The 17,703-nt window shown below is 56.2% G+C and carries 17 protein-coding genes; 12 read left to right on the forward strand and 5 right to left on the reverse strand.

The features are described from left to right. Positions 1-189, forward strand: a 189-nt coding sequence (locus WC600_03595; GenBank protein ID MFA4901809.1) for a hypothetical protein, incomplete at its 5' end; no start/stop codon positions are given. Positions 190-223: 34 nt separating this feature from the next. On the opposite strand, the gene era is transcribed toward WC600_03595, so the two are convergent. Together era and WC600_03605 are read right to left on the reverse strand one after the other, a co-directional pair. After that, positions 224-1,117 carry a GTPase Era gene (gene era, locus WC600_03600; protein MFA4901810.1) on the reverse strand — a complete coding sequence of 298 codons (894 nt, stop codon included), beginning with the start codon at positions 1,115-1,117 and terminating at the stop codon, positions 224-226. A 105-nt stretch (positions 1,118-1,222) separates the two neighbouring features. Continuing rightward, entirely contained in the window at positions 1,223-1,654 is a 432-nt protein-coding gene (locus WC600_03605) for a thioesterase family protein (GenBank protein ID MFA4901811.1), read from the reverse strand. A 192-nt stretch (positions 1,655-1,846) separates the two neighbouring features. Between WC600_03605 and WC600_03610 the strand changes: the two genes are divergently transcribed. The 7 genes from WC600_03610 to WC600_03640 all read left to right on the forward strand — a co-directional run bounded on the left by WC600_03610 (position 1,847) and on the right by WC600_03640 (position 9,481). Next, positions 1,847-2,746, forward strand: a complete 900-nt coding sequence (locus tag WC600_03610; protein ID MFA4901812.1) for a LysR family transcriptional regulator — start codon at positions 1,847-1,849, stop codon at positions 2,744-2,746. A 136-nt stretch (positions 2,747-2,882) separates the two neighbouring features. After that, a complete protein-coding gene (locus WC600_03615; protein MFA4901813.1) occupies positions 2,883-4,805 on the forward strand; it encodes a molybdopterin biosynthesis protein in 1,923 nt (640 codons plus the stop codon). Between the two features lie 169 nt (positions 4,806-4,974). Continuing rightward, the gene (locus tag WC600_03620; GenBank protein MFA4901814.1) at positions 4,975-6,123 is read left to right on the forward strand and encodes a hypothetical protein; all 1,149 of its coding nucleotides are present in this window, start codon (positions 4,975-4,977) and stop codon (positions 6,121-6,123) included. A gap of 99 nt (positions 6,124-6,222) precedes the next feature. Then, entirely contained in the window at positions 6,223-6,795 is a 573-nt protein-coding gene (locus WC600_03625) for a rubrerythrin family protein (protein MFA4901815.1), read from the forward strand. A gap of 14 nt (positions 6,796-6,809) precedes the next feature. Beyond that, positions 6,810-7,406: a glycerol-3-phosphate 1-O-acyltransferase PlsY gene (gene plsY / locus WC600_03630; protein MFA4901816.1), complete on the forward strand. Its 597-nt coding sequence runs from the start codon at positions 6,810-6,812 to the stop codon at positions 7,404-7,406. Positions 7,407-7,472: 66 nt separating this feature from the next. Continuing rightward, positions 7,473-8,141 carry a CBS and ACT domain-containing protein gene (locus WC600_03635; protein MFA4901817.1) on the forward strand — a complete coding sequence of 223 codons (669 nt, stop codon included), beginning with the start codon at positions 7,473-7,475 and terminating at the stop codon, positions 8,139-8,141. Between the two features lie 398 nt (positions 8,142-8,539). Beyond that, positions 8,540-9,481 (forward strand): MBL fold metallo-hydrolase, encoded by a 942-nt coding sequence (locus WC600_03640; protein ID MFA4901818.1) that lies wholly within the window; start codon positions 8,540-8,542, stop codon positions 9,479-9,481. A 303-nt stretch (positions 9,482-9,784) separates the two neighbouring features. Here WC600_03640 and WC600_03645 read toward each other — a convergent pair whose 3' ends face one another. Further along, on the reverse strand, positions 9,785-10,264 hold the full coding sequence (locus tag WC600_03645; GenBank protein ID MFA4901819.1) for a hypothetical protein: 480 nt from the start codon (positions 10,262-10,264) through the stop codon (positions 9,785-9,787). Here WC600_03645 and WC600_03650 point away from each other — a divergent pair. Together WC600_03650 and WC600_03655 are read left to right on the forward strand one after the other, a co-directional pair. Further along, a complete protein-coding gene (locus tag WC600_03650) occupies positions 10,263-10,403 on the forward strand; it encodes a hypothetical protein (protein MFA4901820.1) in 141 nt (46 codons plus the stop codon). The two genes, WC600_03645 and WC600_03650, sit on opposite strands and share 2 nt — an antisense overlap. Then, a complete protein-coding gene (locus tag WC600_03655) occupies positions 10,400-10,579 on the forward strand; it encodes a hypothetical protein (GenBank protein MFA4901821.1) in 180 nt (59 codons plus the stop codon). The genes WC600_03650 and WC600_03655 overlap by 4 nt, the downstream gene beginning before the upstream one ends. Before the next feature lie 255 nt (positions 10,580-10,834). On the opposite strand, the gene WC600_03660 is transcribed toward WC600_03655, so the two are convergent. Then, the gene (locus WC600_03660) at positions 10,835-11,740 is read right to left on the reverse strand and encodes an IS1595 family transposase (GenBank protein MFA4901822.1); all 906 of its coding nucleotides are present in this window, start codon (positions 11,738-11,740) and stop codon (positions 10,835-10,837) included. Positions 11,741-12,165: 425 nt separating this feature from the next. Here WC600_03660 and dnaE point away from each other — a divergent pair, with 425 nt between their 5' ends. Continuing rightward, complete coding sequence (dnaE, locus tag WC600_03665; GenBank protein MFA4901823.1) at positions 12,166-15,591, forward strand: DNA polymerase III subunit alpha; 3,426 nt, start codon at positions 12,166-12,168, stop codon at positions 15,589-15,591. Positions 15,592-15,636: 45 nt separating this feature from the next. Here dnaE and WC600_03670 read toward each other — a convergent pair whose 3' ends face one another. Continuing rightward, complete coding sequence (locus tag WC600_03670; protein MFA4901824.1) at positions 15,637-16,077, reverse strand: hypothetical protein; 441 nt, start codon at positions 16,075-16,077, stop codon at positions 15,637-15,639. 288 nt (positions 16,078-16,365) lie between these two features. Between WC600_03670 and WC600_03675 the strand changes: the two genes are divergently transcribed. After that, positions 16,366-17,616: a sulfotransferase gene (locus tag WC600_03675; protein MFA4901825.1), complete on the forward strand. Its 1,251-nt coding sequence runs from the start codon at positions 16,366-16,368 to the stop codon at positions 17,614-17,616. Positions 17,617-17,703: the final 87 nt, after the last annotated feature.

A 17,703-nucleotide genomic window follows, 5' to 3' on the forward strand; every position in this document is an offset into this window, starting at 1 on the left:
AAAATTGCCGGACATTATGGAATCGCAGAATTCAGCCTATATGAGCACAGGCTGGAAAGCCTGTGCTACCGGGGAATTTTTAAATACCCATATAAAGTTTCGGCCGCAAAGAAACTTTTGCAAGAGACTCTTTTGGCAAACGCTATAGCTATCCGCTGTCAGCTATCAGTTATCAGCAAAAGCAGATAAAGCTGAAAGCTGACGGCTGAAAGCCTGCACCATCTCACCCTTGATACCCCAACATGCGGAGGGCCTTGGGGTCTTTGCGCCAGTTTTTCCACACCTTGACCCAGAGATCCAGAAACACTTTGGCGCCCAAGAGCGACTCCATTTCGGCCCGGGCTTCGGCGCCGATGGCTTTGAGCATCCGCCCCTGCTTGCCGATGAGAATGCCTTTCTGGGAAGTTCGCTCAACGTAGATCACCGCCCTGATCGTGATCAGATGGGGGCGGCGGCCTTCGTCGAATTCCTCCACCTGCACTGCCACCGCGTGGGGAATCTCCTCCTTGGTATGGTGCAGCACCCGTTCCCGGATGAGTTCCGCCACCAGGAAACGCTCGCTGGAGTCGGTCTCCTGGTCCGGGGGGTACAGCGGCGGCGATACGGGCAGGAGTTTAAGGATCTCGGCGGCAAACTCCGCGATGCCGTCCCCCAGCAGGGCGCTCAGGGGGATAATGGGCGAGGCGGGAAACAACTCGTGGTAAGCGGCGATCAAGGGCAGGAGTTTGGGCTTGGACACGGTGTCGACTTTATTGATGGCCACGATGACGGGACGGTGCACCTGCTTCAAATGGGGCAGCAAAACCTGGTCGTCCGGGGCCGGAAGCCGGGGCTCCACCAGCCACACCACCACGTCGGCTTCGGCGAGCGCCGTGAGGGCCGCCTGCACCAGGGAGGCGTTCAGCGCCCCTTTAGGGTCCAGCACCCCGGGAGTGTCCAGGAACAGGATCTGGGCCGAAGGCCCGTTGACGATGCCCAGGAGGCGGTTCCGGGTGGTCTGGGGCTTGGGGGAAGTGATGGCCAGTTTGTCCCCCACCAGCCGATTCAAGAGGGTGGACTTGCCTACATTGGGCACGCCGATCAGGGCCACATAGCCGCATTTGAAGTCTTCAGACATACTTTATTATACGCAATTTTTTCCTCATTTTCCCCAAAAAGAAAAGGCAGGGCCAACTGACCCTGCCGGTTTTGGAGTATCGCAACAATTCAGGCCGGGTGGGCCTTAAGTCGCCGCGGCTTTTTGCGCCTTGCCCGCCACTTTGGCGTTGAATTTCGCGGCGTCGATGACGAAGCGCTCGTGGTAACCCTGGGAAATCAGGTCCACCCCGTCGTCGGCTTCGATGAAAAAAGTGAGCTTGCGCCCTTCCACCTTCTCTAAAAGGACCCGGACCGTGACCACCAGGCCCGGCGGGGTGGCCGCCACGTGGCTTAAGTTTACGCTGATGCCCACAGTCTGCTCGGCGGGCCAATCCAGGTGTGGATTAAGGGCCTGGATGCAGGCCCATTCAAAGAGCCCCACCATGTACCCGGTGGCCAACACCCGGGGCATCTGCTGAAATTCCGGGGACTCGGGGTAGAGGTGCGGCACCGTCTTGGTGTCCGGGATTTCAAACTGAAATTCGATCTTCAGGCCAGGCTGCAAGGAATCTTTCATGATGGACGCTCCATAAATGATGCAAGGTTTGTATGAAAACCTGCGCTGCACAGGTTGAAAACCTGTGCCACCAAACATTGGTAATTTTTGTAACCTGCCGTCACCAGAATTTCTTTGGATTACTTTTGAATTTCTGCTAAAAAAATCAATAAGTAAAATTAATAATTATTATATAAACAATTAGGCAAAATTATGGAATGGCAGCAACTCCTGGGCTTTTACCAGGTGGCCAAGTTGGGAAGTTTTACCAAAGCCGCGGAAGCCACCTTTCGGACCCAGTCGGCCCTAAGCCAGCAGGTCAAGGCCCTGGAAGAAGAGTTGGGCAGCCAGCTTATCGAGCGGCTGGCCAAACGCCGCTTGAAACTTACCCCCTCGGGAGTCAAGCTCTTTGCCTTTGCCCAAAGGCTTTTGAATCAATGGGACGGGCTTTTGGATGAGTTGCGCGCCATGAAAGGTGAGCCTCAGGGGCCGCTCTCCCTGGCCGCGCCGTTCACCACCCTCTATCACCTGTTGCCCGAAGCCCTCTCGTCTTACCTGCAAAAGTTCCCCCAGGTGGAATTGACCCTGCTGGATCGCCCCCAGGCAGCCGTTTTCAGCCTGGTGAAAAGCGGCGACATTGATTTCGGCCTGGCTTTAGAGTCCCGGGTCCCCAAAGACCTTACAGCCCGGCGCTGGCAACCGGTGGATACGGTCCTCCTGGCTCCGGTGGATCATCCCCTGACCCGAGCCCGCCGGGTCACCTGGCGGCAGATCGCCCGCTACCCCTTGATTGTGCCCCCTCGAGGCCATGAGGCCGGGGGCCGGCACCTGATCGAGGCCCACTTCGAGAAGCTGGGCCTGGCCATTCGCATCATTTTAGAATCATCCAACGTCGAGTTGAGCGCCCGTTACGTGGAAACCGGCCTGGGGCTCGCGTTCGCTACCCTGGCCCGGGGCCTTAAGCCGTCGCAACGCCATCTCGCCTTCATTCCCCTGGGTCATTACTTCAAGCCGGATCACCTGGCCCTGGTCCTGCGCCGGGATAAGGTCCTCACCCCGTACAAGTTGGCCTTTATTAATCTCCTGTTTGGGGATACAATGCCTTCCCAGTAATCGCGCTATACTGGACTCAGAACAGCCAAACCCATAGATTACGGGTTGGGAAGACATTAAGTTGCAGGAACAATCGAAAGCTCATGCTGACCCAAACATTGACCGACCCCAGGACCAACTTTAATAAGGAACGCTCATGAAACGCCGCATCTATCTCAGCATGAAGTCGTTGGAGGAGGCCCGGGAGGTCTGGTTTGCCCGGTTTGATCTGGACGACATGGCCCAGGCTGAAGAAATTCCCGTGGCAGACGCCCGGGGCCGGGTGACTGCGGGGCCGGTGATGGCCAGGCGGTCCTCGCCCGCGGCCCATCAGGCGGCCATGGATGGCTTTGCTGTGGCCGCAGCCAGCACGTTCGGAGCGACCCCTGATAGCCCAAAACTTTTGGCCGTGGGCCAGGAGGCCTTTCCCATCAACACCGGCCATCTCATGCCGCGTTCAACCGATGCGGTGATTATGGTGGAGCAGGTCCCGGACCCCGAGGCCGACCCGATTACGGTGGAGGAGCCCACCTTTCCCTGGCAGCATGTGCGCCGGATAGGGGAAGATCTGGTGGTGGGCGAGATGGTGCTGCCGGAAGGGGTGGAAATCGTGCCTTGGGCCCAGGGGGCTTTGCTGGCCGCGGGGGTGACAAAGATCGCGGTGCGCCGCCGGCCCCGGGTCGCAATCATCCCCACGGGCACCGAGCTGATTCCCGTAACGGAGCTGGACCAGGATTTGCCCAGGGGCAAGCTGCCGGAGTTCAATTCCGTCATTCTGTCCGGGTTGGTGGTCGAGGCGGGCGGGGTGCCGATGGTTTTGCCCATCGTCTCAGATGATCCCGGGGCTTTGACCGCAGCGCTTGAAGACGCCCTGAAAGATGCCGATATGGTGCTCATCAATGCCGGGTCTTCCGCGGGCACCGAGGATTACACTTACCGGGCCATTGATGCCTTAGGCGATGTCTTGGTCCACGGCGTCTCCATGATGCCGGGCAAGCCCACGGTGCTGGGGGTGGTGGCGGGCAAGCCGGTCATCGGCAACCCCGGCTATCCCGTGTCCGCGGTGCTGTCCTTCGAGCAGTTCGCCGCGCCTTTAATTGCCGGGCTGGCGGGTCAGCGCCTGACTCCCCGGCCCACCCTGGAAGTCTACCCGGCCCAGAACCTGCCGTCCAAGCCGGGCCTGACGGAATTTATCCGGGTGACCTTAGGGAGGGTGGGAGACAAAGTTATCGCCACCCCGCTGCCCCGGGGCGCTGGAACCATCACTTCTTTGGTCAGGGCCGACGGCCTGCTCATTGTGCCGGCCTTGAGTGAGGGTCTGGAGGAGGACCGGCAGGTGAGCGCCGAACTGCTGGTTCAGCCTGAAGACATCGAAGGCACCCTGGTGGTGTTGGGCAGCCATGACAACACCATCGACCTGTTGGCGACCCTGCTACACCGCCGGGACCACCGCTTGCGCCTGTCCTCCGGCCACGTGGGGAGCCTGGGGGGCTTGATGGCCCTGCGCCAGGGCCGGGCTCACCTGGGGGGCAGCCACATGTTGGACCCCGAAACCAACACCTATAACGTGCCCTTTATCCAGCGCTATCTGGCGGGCGTGCCCTTGAAACTTATTAACCTGGCCTGGCGGCAGCAGGGGCTGATGGTGGCCCCCGGCAATCCGCAAAAAATCAAGACCATCAATGACCTGGTGCGTCCTACCGTGAGGTTCATCAACCGGCAGCGGGGGGCCGGGACCCGCCTGTTGCTGGATTATCTCCTTAAGGAAAACGGACTTAATGCCGATCAGGTTCAGGGTTATGAACGGGAAGAGTATACCCACATGGCTGTGGCGGTGAATGTCTTCTCCGGCACCGCCGACGTGGGCCTGGGGATTTTGGCCGCGGCGCGGGCCCTGGGGCTGGATTTTATTCCGCTGCTCCCCGAGCGCTACGACCTGGTGGTGCCCGAGACCACTTTTGCCGACCCCCGCTTCCAAGTCTTGCTGGAGGTGGTCCGCTCCCCTGAATTCCAAACAGCCGCGGCCGCCTTGGGAGGTTATGATTTGAAGGATTGTGGCACAATTCTCTGGGAACAATGATTTCCAGATGGTGATCTCTTAAAGGCAGCCTTCGGTATTAATAAATTTTACGAAACATTGGAAATGAACAGGAGGGGCGGGGTTTAAACCCGCCCCTACAACTCTCCTCATGCCAAGAAAACTCCTTGCCTGGATTATTGTCTCTCTCTGTTCCTTCTGGGGCGGGGGCTTGCCGGCTGCGAGTCTTGCCGCCCCCAGTCAGCCGGTCACCATTTATCTTTTTTGGACCGAGGGTTGTCCCCATTGTGTCCATGAGAAGGAGTTTTTAGCCCGCCTGCACCACGCCGATCCCGATATCAAGATCGTGGCCCTGGAGTTATCCGGCAACCCGGATAACCGGGAATTATTCCAGAAAGTCGGAAAGTTTCTCAATGCCGATGTCTCCGGCGTGCCCTTCACCGTCATCGGCACGCAATCCGTGCTCGGCTGGCAGGATGAGTCTACCACCGGCCAGGCCATTACCATGGCGATAAACGAGGCGCGCCGGCAGGAAGCGCCTGATATTGTGGCGACTCTCCGGGCCGGGATGGCCCCTCCCCTCCACCCCGGGCTGGAAAACCAGGTGATCCCAGACACCCTGACTGTGCCGCTGTTGGGCCAGATCAACCTCAAGTACCTGTCTTTGGGCTTGGTTACCGTCATCATCGGCGCGTTGGACGGTTTTAACCCTTGCGCCCTGTGGGTGCTGATCTTCCTTATCAATCTGTTGCTGGGCATGGAAGACCGGAAAAAGATGTGGGTTTTGGGCGGCGCCTTTATCATGGCGTCGAGTGCGGTTTATTTCCTGTTCATGACCGCCTGGCTTAATATTCTGGTTTTTCTGGGGTTTATCTTTTGGATCAGAATCGCTATCGGCCTTGTCGCCCTCTTCGCCGGGGGCTATAACTTAAGGGAATACCTGACCAACACCGCCGGGGTTTGCAAACTGAGCCATGGGAACCGCCGCCAGCGCACCATGGACCGGCTCAAGGAGATCATCGCCACCCGCAAATTTGGGCTGGCCCTGGGCGGAATCGTGCTCCTGGCCTTGATGGTGAACCTGGTTGAATTGATCTGCTCCGCCGGATTCCCGGTGGTCTATTTGCAAATTCTGAGTTTGACGCCTTTACCGTTCTGGCAGTATTATCTCTATCTACTCCTTTACATCACGATTTTCATGCTCGACGATATCATTGTCTTTGTGGTGGCCATGCTCACCTTGCAAATGATGGGCGTAACCACCCGGTACAAACGGTTCTCCAACTTGATCGGCGGGATTTTGATGCTGCTGATCGGCGTGTTGCTGATCTTTAAACCCGGCTGGTTGATGTTTGGTTGAGCCGGTCGCCCTAAAAATTTCAAACCGTGGACTGGCCAAGCAGTGATGCAGGTCTTAAGATAACCTAAGAATATTACTGTATCTAAAGGAGGACTATTCATGGAGTTGAAGGGTTCCCAAACCGAGAAAAATCTACTTATCGCCTTTGCCGGGGAGTCCCAAGCCCGGAACCGCTATACCTTCTATGCTGGCGAAGCCAAGAAGGCGGGCTACGAATATATCGCGGCCATTTTCCTGGAGACCGCAGAAAACGAGAAGGAGCACGCCAAGGTCTTTTTCAAGCACCTGGGAGAAGGCACCGCGGAAATCGTGGCGGGCTACCCCTTTCATCTGGGGGACACGCTGAGCAATTTGGTAGCCGCCGCGGAAGGCGAGAATTACGAGTGGACCACCATGTACCAGAATTTTGCGGACGACGCGGAAAAAGAAGGCTTCAAGGAGATCGCCGCCTCTTTTAGGGAGATCGCCAAGGTGGAGAATTTTCACGAGTCCCGGTACCGGGCCCTAGGCGAGCATGTCAAGAACGGCACCATGTTCAAGCGTGACGAGCCTGTTACCTGGCACTGCCGGAATTGCGGCTATCTCGTCAAGGGGAAAAATGCTCCGGATCTTTGCCCGTCCTGCAAGCACCCCCAGTCCTACTACGAAGAACTGGCGGAAAATTACCGGTAGAGAAAGGTAACCTGATGTACCAGGTGTTAGTCTTGGTGGTCTTGGCCTATCTGTTGGGGTCCATCCCCTCCGGGCTGTTGGTCGCACGATGCTTGGGGGGGCCGGACCCTAGGAGCCAGGGCAGCGGCAACTTGGGGACCGCCAATGTCTACCGCGTCTTAGGGCGGAAGGCCGGAGCCCTCACTCTGCTGGGAGATGTGGCCAAGGGGGCCTTGCCGGTGGCCTTGGCGCGGCTGACCCTCTATTCGCTTGCGGCCTGGCAGGATACGGGCGTGGCCCTGGTGGCCGCGGCCGCGGTCTTGGGCCACGTCTTCCCCTTATATCTGGGTTTCAAGGGTGGCAAAGCCGTGGCCACCACCTTCGGCGTCGTGGCGGTAGTGGCCCCCTGGGCCGCACTCAACCTGGTCCTGGTTTACATCCTGGCCCTGTCCCAAACCCGGATCTTTTCGGTGAGCGCCCTGATCTGCGCCTGGCTGCTGCCGGTGGCGGTGGGGCTGTTCACCGCTTCCAAGGCCTATCTGCTGCTGGCCGGGGCGCTTTCGGGTCTCATTTTGGTCTGTCATCGGGATAATCTGGAACGTTTCTTTAAGGGTGAAGAACCGCGCCTTTAGGCCCACAGAAAGCCAGGGGTTCTCAGACCAGGCCTCGACCCACATTCCACTTGATGGAGAAGGAACATGCTGATCAAGGACTGGATGACCAAAGACCCTATCACCATTACCGAAGACACTTCGATGATCAAAGCTATTCATCTCATGAAGGAGCGCCGTTTCCGGAGGCTGCCGGTAGTGACGTTGGGGCGGTTGGTGGGCATGGTTACCGACCGGGACTTAAAGGAGGCCGCACCCTCCAAGGCAACCTCCCTGGATGTCCATGAACTTTACTACCTCCTGGCCGAACTCCAGGTCAAGGAGATCATGAGCCATAATCCCCTCAGCGTTTCCCAGGATGACACGTTGGAACACGCGGCCCAGATCATGCTGGACCACACGATCTCGGGCTTGCCGGTGGTGGACGCGCATGGCAAGGTGGTGGGGATCATCACGCAATCCGACGTGTTCCGGGCCTTTATGCATATTACCGGCGTCCTCCAGGGAGGGGTCCAATTCGCCCTGAGGCTGGAAGACCGCCCCGGCCTGATCAAAGAAGTGGTGGACCTCCTGAGGAACCGGGGAGCCCGGTTCGTCAGCCTGATGTCATCCTATGCCACGTCTAAGGAAGGCTTTCGGGATGTCTACATCCGGGTCAAGAACCTGCCCCCGGAGGCGGTGGCGGCGGCCCAAGAGGAACTGGCCTCCCGCTATGAGTTGCTCTACGTCATCCCGGAGGGGTCAGCCGGCCCTTAGACGACTGGCTGGCGGACGCCGCAGCATCCATGCCCTAAAGCACGGGGCGCAAGGCGATGGCCTGCTGGCTGCAAAGGAGGGTTGAGCCCTCCTTTCTCTTTTAATTGCCTGTCGCCGGTTCCGGGTAGATTCTATATAGCGAATGCCAAAAGAGCCTCTTGCAAAAAGCCTTTTGTCATCCTGAGTGGAGCGAAGGATCTCGCATTTTCCTCTCCTTTTTGAGATTCTTCGGTCGCTTCGCTCCCTCAGAATGACAAGCAAAGAGACTTTATATGGGTATTTAAAAATTCCCCGGTAGCACAGGCTTTCCAGCCTGTGCTCAAATAGGCTGAATTCTGCGATTCCATAATGTCCGGCAATTTTGCAAGAAGCTCTTTTGGCTTTGAGTATAGGTGCTTATGGAACCCTCCGGCAGTTTTCCACCCCTTTTGCGGCCCGAGCCGGCCGGGCCGGTAAATTTCGGCCCCATTACCTTTATCCCCGGCCGCAAGGGCGGCCGCTACCCTTACTGCCACTCCCTGGTGATAGAGCAGGGGACGGACACCTGGGTGGTGGACCCTGCGGCCGATAAGGCCTTTTTCCAGGAACTGGTCCGAACCCGGCGGGTGACCGGGGTCTTTCTCAGCCACTTTCACGAAGATCATCAGAAGTACAACTATCTCTTCCCCGAGGCCCGCTTCTATGGTCCGGTCCTGGAGGCGGAGGCCTTCACTTCCATGGCCGCCATCTTCCAGTTCATGGGCATAACCGACCCGCAATTCCAAGATTACTGGCGGCGCACCCTCACCCAGGATTTTCATTTCCAGCCTCTGACCAATTTTACTCCTTATCTGCCCGGCCAACTGTTCCAACTGGGAGAGGTCATCCTGGAAATCATCCCGGCGCCGGGACATACGCCGGGGCATAGCTGTTTCCACTTTCCCCGGCAGCAGTTGTTGTTTCTGGCGGACGTAGACCTGACGCCCTTCGGTCCGTGGTACGGCGACGCCACCTCCAACCTGGAAACCTTTGAATCCACCCTTGATGCCCTCAAACAAATCCGGGCCCAAACCTATATTACGGCTCATGAACAGGGCTTGTTTACTGAAGCGGAGTTTTCCTCCGGACTGGCTGCGTTTCGCGACAAGATAGAGCAGCGGGAGGCCAGGCTACTGGATGCCTTGGGCACGCCGCAATCCTTGGATCGACTTGTGGCCCGACGCCTGGTCTATGGCAAAGCCAAAGAGCCCCAGTTCGTCTATGACCACATGGAGGGCCAGATGCTGGCCAAGCACCTGGACCGCCTGCTGCGGCAGGGCTTCATCGTCCGCACCCCCGCAGGGTTTCAGCGGCTCTTATAAGAGAATGCGTTCAAACAGGTAATTTTGTAGGCGCAGGCTTTACCGTGAAAACCAAATCCCCCTAAATCCCCCTTTTCCAAAGGGGGACTTTAAACCCCCCCTTTGGAAAGGCGATTGTATACTTGACATAGCAAACTATGTGCGATAAACTTCATATTGACAGGCCGGTTAATTCTAATTCCAGGGAAGTCCTCATTAAATGGGTTGGGGACTTCCTTTGGGAATGGGAAGGTGCTATTTCAGAACCAAACCGTCAAGGAATGTTATATGGCGATGCAGCCAAGATAATTGTTGACACAATAATTAATGTAAAAACTGATCCATCAAACGATGAATATAAGGAGTCAACTCAATTACCAAATCCTGAATCTTATTTCCACAATTGAATAATTCAGTAACTGTATATTTATGATGACGAACTTCATGTTTCTCTTTGCCATATTTTAGTTGTGCTATTTTCAATGTTTCAGGTGTTAATTCCTCAATAGCACCATGGACTAATGTATGACGCATATCGGAAAGCAATTTAATACGATTTAAAAATGCTAATCCTTCATATTTATATGGATGCAATATTTCTAATTTATTAAATGAGTCTTCCAAAAATGTTATCTTATTATTCAGTGCACGGGGAAGTTGGTTTCTATAAGCAATACTTTTTCCACCACAATTACGGAAAACTATAGTTACCCAGAAATCAAGTGTTTGTTCGACATGTGACCATGAAGCAACAATTAGGCCAATAGAAACATACATTGAAGTACGAGGATCAGGAACAACCATGAAAAACTCCGATAACAAAAAATCAAAAGAAAAAGAACCAGAAGTTGATTTTACTAAAGTTTCTCCCGATGATATCGCTAAGCGGTTTTTGGAGACACCGCCGAAACCTAAAACTAAGAAAGAAAAGGATAAGCCATGAGTGAAGGCATGAACAAGCGCGAACTTCTCAAGGACAAGGTGGTGGACCTTGTAAAAGAGTTTATCAAAATTGAGGGCGGAATTAGTCAGTTTGATTTGGAAAAGCTATTTGGAAATTACAATCTATCAGAAGTGTCTTCCGCCCTTGCTGCGCTACCTATTTGTTGGTCGCGCTAATTAAATTGCCTATGTTACCCATATGAATGAGTAGTTGAATTAGGTTTTGATTAACTTCGGCAAGTGCACACGTTTGTTTACCGGATACAAAAAGTTGACATTCGGTTACACAACGACCTTGGATAAGTTCATGTGTTCTGAAGGGACAAATTTTAGCGGTTTCCATGACTTCTAACTCCTTGAATATGGGATTCTCGCAAAATCACCATAGCACAAAATAGCAGTTAGGAGTCATGGAATTATTCATCATCTTTCTTAGTGAGTCCGCCGATAGGTCAAACGCTTACCGGCAATGCCCTTGAGGGCTTTGGTAGCACGCATGGAATCATCAAACCCGAGTTTCTCACGGTAGTTATAACGGAAATCAAACTCAGCGGTATAGCGATGCAAATGAGCAACACTGACATGCTGGTAAACGCCATAGATACCACGTTTGAAGATACTGAAAAATCCTTCAATGGTGTTGGTATGCACGTTGCCCCTGACATATTCGCTATTACTATGAGCTATGACTTCATGGATAGCAAACTCTTCACTCATGTGTCTGTATTGCCCTGCATCATCGGTTATAAGGTGGGCATTATCGCTAACGTGCTCCTTGAGGATAGGCTTCAAGGTATCGGCGGTCACATTGGGAACATGAAAGGAGCGGACCCCGCCGTTACGCTCTACAAGGGCAAAGACAGCGTTTTTGTGAGCATACCCACGGCGTTTCTTCATCCCAGGTTTTTTGCCAATAAAAGTTTCATCGGCTTCAACCGGCCCGTTTGTTCCAAACATATCAATAGAAGTGGGCTTCATGGCTTCACGGATTCTGTGAGACATAAACCAAGCCGACTTATAGGTAATATCAAGCATTCTGGAAAGCTGACAGGAACTAATGCCTTTCTTGCTGGCGGTCATAAGGTGAAAGGCCAGCATCCATTTGTGCAAAGGTATGTGAGAATCTTCAAACAAGGTGCCGACAGTCACCGTAAAATGTTGGCGGCAACCATTGCATTGATGAAGGCCGGGGCGATGGCTCTTGCCTTTAAGTTTGGTGATCTTCTCAGTTTCGCCACAATGAGGGCATACAGGGCCATGAGACCAGCGCAGTTTTTCAAGGTGTCTTCTGGCTTCGGCTTCATCGGTAAAAATTGGGTTGGTAAGGTCTGTGCTCATGGTTCCTAACTCCTTGACATATAAGATAACACAGGATTATTACTATGTCAAGTATATAATCGCCTTTGGAAAAGGGGGGCAGGGGGGATTTCATCCCTGAGAGTGAGACACTTTCGGTTCATGATTGTTAAGCTTGCGATTGCTCCTTTAAATTACCTTTTTGAGCGCCACTTGGTATAAGAGGGACTGAGGCCGGCTAGCGTCTTCAAAAAGATAGGGTTGTTTAACGATGTCAGCAGTATATACTCATTGCCAAAAGTTTTTTCTTATTCACCCCTCACCCTACCCTCTCCCACAAGGGGAGAGGAGAATTAGAGGAAAAAACTTTTGGCAAACGCTTTAAGTGTAACTATACGTAATTAATTAACTTTTAATTATTTTTCTTCCTCTTGCCCCCGCCCGGCCTTTCGGTTAAGATGGTTTTAATGGCTAATTCAGAGTTCGTTCATCTCCATGTCCATACCGCCTATAGTCTGCTGGACGGCGCCATCCGGGTCAAGGACCTGATAACCCAGGCCCAGGCTTTTGGGATGCCCGCGGTGGCCATCACCGATCACGGCTCCATGTTCGGCGTCCTGGATTTCTATCAGCAGGCCAAGAAGGCGGGGGTCAAGCCCCTGCTGGGCTGCGAACTCTACGTGGCCCCCGGCTCCCGCCACGAAAAGAGCGGCAAGGGGGACAACAACCACCTGGTGGTCCTGGCGCAAAATGACGAGGGCTACCACAATCTTATCAAGCTGGTCACCCGGGGCCACCAGGAAGGTTTTTACTATCGCCCCCGGGTGGACAAAGAGTTACTGCGGGAGTTGAACGGCGGGCTCATTGCCCTGTCCTCCTGCCTCCATGGGGTGGTGGCCCGGCCCCTCCTGAACGATGACCTTGCCGCGGCCGAGGCCAGCGCCCGGGAATACGCCGAAATCTTCCCGGACCGGTTTTACCTGGAAGTCCAGGCCAACAACCTGGCGGAACAGCTCAAGGTCAATGCGGCTCTGCTGGAACTTGGCCCCAAGTGGGGGCTGCCCGTGGTGGCCACCAACGACGTGCACTACCTGAAGCCCGAAGACGCCCGGGCCCACGACGTCCTGCTGTGCATCCAGACCGGCAAGACCGTCAACGCCTCGGGCCGCATGAAGTTTCAGACGGACCAACTTTATTTTAAAAGTCCCGAGGAGATGGCCCGGATCTTCCCCTATCCCGAGGTCATCGCGGCCTCAGGCGAGATTGCGGCCCGCTGCGACGTCACCCTTAACCTGGGCACCTATAATTTCCCGGTCTATCCTGTCCCCGACGGCGAGACCATGGAATCCCTCATGACCCGCCAGGCCAAAGAAGGCCTTAAGCAGCGTCTGACGGCCCCGGCCACCCATTTCCGCCCGCCTGAGGCCGACTACTGGCAGCGCCTGGCCTACGAGACCGATATCCTGGTAAAGATGGGCTTTGCCGGCTACTTTCTGGTGGTGGCCGACATCATCAATTATGCCCGGCGGCGCCAGATTCCCGTGGGACCCGGCCGGGGCTCCGCGGCCGGCAGCCTGGTGGCCTACGCCCTGAAGATCACCGACCTGGACCCCCTGGCCTACGGCCTCTTTTTCGAACGCTTCCTCAACCCCGAGCGTGTAAGCCCTCCTGACATCGACGTGGATTTCTGCTACGAGCGCCGGGGCGAGATCATCGAATACGTCTCCAAAACCTATGGCTGGCCCAACGTGGCCCACATCACCACCTTCGGAAGCATGAAGACCCGCCAGGTGATCCGCGACGTGGGCCGGGCCCTGGAAGCGCCCTACCCCGATGTGGACAAGATCGCCAAGTTGGTGCCGGAAAAACTCAACATCACCCTGGAACAGTCCCTGGCCATGGAGCCGCGTCTCAAGGAGCTGCAAAACACTAATCCTGTGGTAGCCGACATCCTGACCGTGGCCGAAGTCCTGGAAGGCCTGCCGCGCCACGCCTCCACCCACGCCTCGGCGGTGGTCATCGCCGACCGGCCCCTGATCGAGTACCTGCCGCTCTACAAAGGCAGCAAGGGTGAGCAGGTCACCCAGTTCGACATGAAAGGGGTCGAGAAAGTCGGCCTGGTGAAGTTCGATTTCCTGGGCCTGCGCACCTTAACGGTGATCGACCAGGCGGTGCGCCTGATCCGCCGCTCTCACGATCCCGACTTCGACATCCATACTCTCCCACTGGAGGACCAGCCCACTTTTGCCCTCCTGCAGGCGGCCAACACCGCCGGGGTGTTCCAGTTGGAGAGCGCGGGCATGCGCGCCCTGATGGTGCGCCTCAAGACCACCGTGTTCGAAGACATCATCGCCCTGGTGGCCCTCTATCGCCCGGGTCCCATGGAGTCCGGCATGCACGACGATTTCGTGCGCCGCAAACATGGGGAAAGCAAAGTAGAGTACTTTCTGCCCCAAATGGAGCCCATCCTCAAGGAAACCTACGGCGTCATCCTCTATCAGGAGCAGGTGATGCAGATCGCCGCGGCGGTGTCCGGGTTTTCCCTGGCCGAGGCCGACCTCCTGCGGCGGGCCATGGGCAAAAAAGACCCCGCGGTGATGGCGGCCCAGCGGGACCGGTTCGTCTCCGGGGCCGTGGCCAACGCCGTACCTAAAGCCAAAGCCAGCGAATTGTTTACGCTTATAGAAAAGTTTGCCGGCTACGGCTTCAATAAATCCCACAGCGCCGCTTACGCCCTGGTGGCCTATCAGACTGCCTATCTCAAGGCCCATTATCCCCTGGAGTTTCTGGCCTCGGTGCTCAACAGCGAAATCAACAATACCGCGGCCATGGCCAAGCACATCATGGAGGCCCGGGAAGAGGGCATCGTGCTTTTGCCGCCGGACATCAACCGCAGCGACCGGGACTTCACCGTGGAGGACGGCAAGGTCAGGTTCGGCCTGGCCGGGGTAAAAAATGTCGGGGTAGGGGCCATCCACGATATCATAGACGCCCGGCAGGCTGGCCCTTTCGAGAATTTTCGGGATGTATTGGAACGGATCAATCTGGGCAAGGCGAACCGCAAGGTCTTAGAGGCCCTGATTCAAGCCGGGGCCTTCGACAGCCTTCAACCCCGGCGGTCCCGCCTCATGGCGGGCCTGGAAGGTGCCCTGGAAAAAGTCAATCACCAGAAACGCCTCCAGACCGCCAAACAGATGTCCATGTTCGGCGGGCTGATGGAACCCCAGGAGGACGACTGGCTGCCGGAAGCCCAGCCTTGGGACAAATCCGTGAAACTGGCCCGGGAAAAGGAGGCCTTGGGGGTTTATGTCACCGGGCACCCCCTGGATGCCTACCGGACCCTCCTGAAGGCCCAATTCAGGGTTACCACGGCCGACCTCGCCGAAGCGCCAGATTCCCAGGAAGTGGCCCTGGGGGTGGTGGTGACGTCTCTCAAGGAAAAAGTGAGTAAGCGCGGCGGGCGCCTGGCCATCCTTACGGTGGAAGATTTGGCGGGGAGCGTGGAAGCCCTGGTGTTTTCGGAAGTCTACGAGCGGGTGGCGGAGCTTTTGGCCCAACCAAGCCTGCCCTTGTGGTTCAAAGGGCACGTGGTGCAGGAAGAAAAGGGTCCCAAACTGGTGGCCCAGGAGATCGCTCCTCTGGAGTCGAGGCTGGAGCGCCTACCGGAAAGGCTGGACCTGCGCCTCCAGGCCGTCACCGTGACCCAGGAACAACTCCTGAACTTAAAAGAGATCCTGAGCCGGCATGCGGGGCCGGTTCCCGCGTTTCTGCACTTTCTACAGCCCAAGAAAGACACGACCCTGGCCCTGCCCAAGGAACTGGGCCTGACCCCGTCCCCCGACCTGGCTCAAGAGGTCAACCGGCTCTTTGGATACCCGGCTTTAAGTCTGTAACTCTTATCTTTGCGCCTTTGCGTCTTGGCGAGAGCCTGAACGGTATTAAAGACTGCAACATACCTCTCGTCCCGTACCCCAGCCGGGAAGCCCAAGCCAGGTGGCAGTGTCTGGGACCAGTGCCCCAAGTCTGGCGTGGCGCAACTCCACCCGCGTGAGGGCAGCCTGGAAGTCCTCCGCTGGAATGGTGCGGCTGAAAAGCTCCCGGGCTCCCAACTTGAGGGCCTTCCAAATGATGCGAGGGGAGACCTCTTCCACAAAAAGGAAAATGTCCGGGCTTTTCGGTTGCTTGGTGATCTGGGCAATCACATTGTCCAGGTGCGGATTATTGTCCTGGTATTCCACCAGGACCACATCGGCCCCGTTCTCGCCCCCGAGACCCGAGAGGTCCCGGAAATGCCTCACCTGGCCGATTCCGGAAGCAACAACCACTTGGCGCAGGTATTCGCCCTGTGCTTGGGAATGATAGTAAACGCTGAATTGCATGGCCTTCTCCTTTCTCACCCGGGTCTTTAGAAAGTTCCCCGCCTCCCCCAGGTTTGGCTTAAGTATGAGGCCAGGAGAAGGCATTGACAATCGGGAGGACGGCTGATTTTTCACTCGGCAAGGCCCTGAATCCCAGGTCAGGGAAATTACTGAGCCGGGGGTAGTACCGAGATTTCAGCGAATATTTCTTTTCTCAGGTTGTAGAACGGACCTGGCGTGGTTACAATGCGTGGAAAAAACACTCTCGTAACCGGCCACTATTCCGCCACTAACATGATATTGCCAACTATGATGCCCCAACCAACTTACCCCAACCGTTCCATGCTCTTGCGTCTCATCAACGCAGCCGGCCGCCGGTTTTTGCAAAACGGCTTCTCCTGGTTGCACCTGGATGAAAAGACCCTATTCGACAAGGCTTGTAAACGTACCGGCCTGGACGACTTTGGGGACACCTCGTTTCTTGAAGCCTTCCGGGTTTTGCTCCAGGCCTATAAAACCGAGGCTGAGTTCAATTTCGTCGGCCGGGTCTGCGTCCACAGCGACACGGTGCGGACGCTGGAAAACCGTCTCCGGCTGGTGGCGGACCGGAGGCGGCATCCGGCCATCGCGGCCGAGGTCATCCGCCGTCCGCTGTTCATCACCGGCCTGCCCCGCAGCGGCACCACCTTTTTGCACGCCCTGCTGGCCCAGGACCCGGCCCATCGCGCCCCCCAGGTGTGGGAAGTGATGCATCCCTCGCCACCACCCGAGGCGGCGTCTTACGCCTGCGATCGCCGCATCACCGCCACCGCCCGGGAGTTGAAGTGGATTGACATCCTCATGCCGGATTTCAAAACGGTGCACTTGATTGACGCCAGACTGCCGCAAGAGTGCATCGCCATTACCAGCCATGACTTCCGGAGTTACACCTTCGAGTCCATGTACCATGTGCCTTCCTACCGGGCCTGGCATGACGGTCAGGACAAGCGTCCCGAATATGAGTATCATCAGCGCTTTCTGCAACATTTGCAGTGGCGGGCACCCGGCAAACGGTGGGTGCTCAAGGCGCCCAGCCACTTACTGGCCTTAGAGGGCTTGCTTCAGGTCTATCCAGATGCGGGGATTATCCTGACCCATCGCGATCCTCTCAAGGTCCTGCCGTCCTGTGCCAGCTTTACCGAGGTGTTGCGCCGGGCTTTCAGTGACCACGTCGATAAAGTCTCCCTGGCCCAAGAAGTGCAACAACGCTGGGAAGAAGGGGCCGGGCTGGCGGTGAAGTACCGCCAGATGCCGGGGTTGCAGAAGCAGTTTTTTGATGTCCGCTATCCGGAATTGGTGCGGGACCCCATGTCCATGGTCCAGCGCCTCTACGAGCATTTCGACCTGGAGCTAAGCCCTGCAGCAAAAAGCGCCATGGAACAGTTCTTGCGGGCCAACCCCAAAAATAAAGACGGGGTCCACCGCTATTCCTTGGAAGAATTCGGGTTAAACCCCGCGGAAGAAAGGCGCCGCTTTCAATTCTACCTGGATTTTTTCGGCCTCGAACCGGAAAATTGCTAACCTGACGGGCCGCAAGGGTATTTAAAACTTCGAGGTGGCACAGGCTTTCCAGCCTGTGCTCTATTGGATTGGTGGGGCGGGCCTCTG

Source organism: Desulfobaccales bacterium, from assembly GCA_041648175.1.
Classification (GTDB): domain Bacteria; phylum Desulfobacterota; class Desulfobaccia; order Desulfobaccales; family 0-14-0-80-60-11; genus 0-14-0-80-60-11.

Excerpts from the sequence above, each read along its gene's own strand:
- era (MFA4901810.1), bottom strand. The coding sequence starts at position 1,117 with ATGTCTGAAGACTTCAAATGCGGCTATGTGGCCCTGATCGGCGTGCCC.
- WC600_03605 (MFA4901811.1), bottom strand. The coding sequence starts at position 1,654 with ATGAAAGATTCCTTGCAGCCTGGCCTGAAGATCGAATTTCAGTTTGAA.
- WC600_03610 (MFA4901812.1), top strand. The coding sequence starts at position 1,847 with ATGGAATGGCAGCAACTCCTGGGCTTTTACCAGGTGGCCAAGTTGGGA.
- WC600_03615 (MFA4901813.1), top strand. The coding sequence starts at position 2,883 with ATGAAACGCCGCATCTATCTCAGCATGAAGTCGTTGGAGGAGGCCCGG.
- WC600_03625 (MFA4901815.1), top strand. The coding sequence starts at position 6,223 with ATGGAGTTGAAGGGTTCCCAAACCGAGAAAAATCTACTTATCGCCTTT.
- plsY (MFA4901816.1), top strand. The coding sequence starts at position 6,810 with ATGTACCAGGTGTTAGTCTTGGTGGTCTTGGCCTATCTGTTGGGGTCC.
- WC600_03635 (MFA4901817.1), top strand. The coding sequence starts at position 7,473 with ATGCTGATCAAGGACTGGATGACCAAAGACCCTATCACCATTACCGAA.
- WC600_03640 (MFA4901818.1), top strand. The coding sequence starts at position 8,540 with ATGGAACCCTCCGGCAGTTTTCCACCCCTTTTGCGGCCCGAGCCGGCC.
- WC600_03650 (MFA4901820.1), top strand. The coding sequence starts at position 10,263 with ATGAAAAACTCCGATAACAAAAAATCAAAAGAAAAAGAACCAGAAGTT.
- WC600_03645 (MFA4901819.1), bottom strand. The coding sequence starts at position 10,264 with ATGGTTGTTCCTGATCCTCGTACTTCAATGTATGTTTCTATTGGCCTA.
- WC600_03655 (MFA4901821.1), top strand. The coding sequence starts at position 10,400 with ATGAGTGAAGGCATGAACAAGCGCGAACTTCTCAAGGACAAGGTGGTG.
- WC600_03660 (MFA4901822.1), bottom strand. The coding sequence starts at position 11,740 with ATGAGCACAGACCTTACCAACCCAATTTTTACCGATGAAGCCGAAGCC.
- dnaE (MFA4901823.1), top strand. The coding sequence starts at position 12,166 with ATGGCTAATTCAGAGTTCGTTCATCTCCATGTCCATACCGCCTATAGT.
- WC600_03670 (MFA4901824.1), bottom strand. The coding sequence starts at position 16,077 with ATGCAATTCAGCGTTTACTATCATTCCCAAGCACAGGGCGAATACCTG.
- WC600_03675 (MFA4901825.1), top strand. The coding sequence starts at position 16,366 with ATGATGCCCCAACCAACTTACCCCAACCGTTCCATGCTCTTGCGTCTC.